The sequence below is a fragment of the Streptomyces sp. LS1784 genome (assembly GCF_020103755.1).
GTDB lineage: Bacteria > Actinomycetota > Actinomycetes > Streptomycetales > Streptomycetaceae > Kitasatospora.
The window spans coordinates 1-503 of the sequence record NZ_JAHSQD010001294.1 but is presented as its reverse complement, the minus strand read 5'-3'; the positions used below and the strand labels follow the sequence as shown (position 1 = coordinate 503).

General features: G+C 79.1%; 1 pseudogene. It reads right to left on the bottom strand.

Annotated features, from left to right (window positions below):
- Positions 1–503, bottom strand: a pseudogene (locus KS423_RS47060) (hypothetical protein); the annotation flags it as partial.

Below are 503 nucleotides of genomic sequence, written 5' to 3'. Positions count from 1 at the left end.
CCGGTGTCCTGCGGCGCGGGCAGCGCCGCCGGGGCGGGCGCCGGGCCGATCGCCCGCCGGGACCGGTCCGGCGGCTGCCAGGCCGGTACGGCGGTGGACCGCCCGTTCCCCCGCACGACACGATCGTCGGGCGTGCCGGGACGATCCGTCAACGGAGCACCGATGCGGTCCGAGGACGCGCCCGTACGGTCCGCCGGAACCGTGGCACCGCGCCCCCGGGTGAAGCCGCGCTGGAACGAGGCGAAGGTGGCCCGGGCTTCCTCGGGCGAGCGCTCCCGGGCCTCCCGGTTCTCCCCGCCGTCGCGGGAGCCCCGGCCGTCCTGGGCGTTTGCGGCCGGTTCTCCCCCGGTCTCGACGGACCCGGCCCCATTGCGGAACCGTTCCTTCAGCTGCTCGGTGAGCTGCTCCCTGAGCTGCGGCGCCAGGTTCGCCTGCCGGACCCGCCGGGGCAGGCCGCCGGCCGTCCGGGGCGCGGCGCCCGCGGGCGGAGCCGCAGCCGGGTC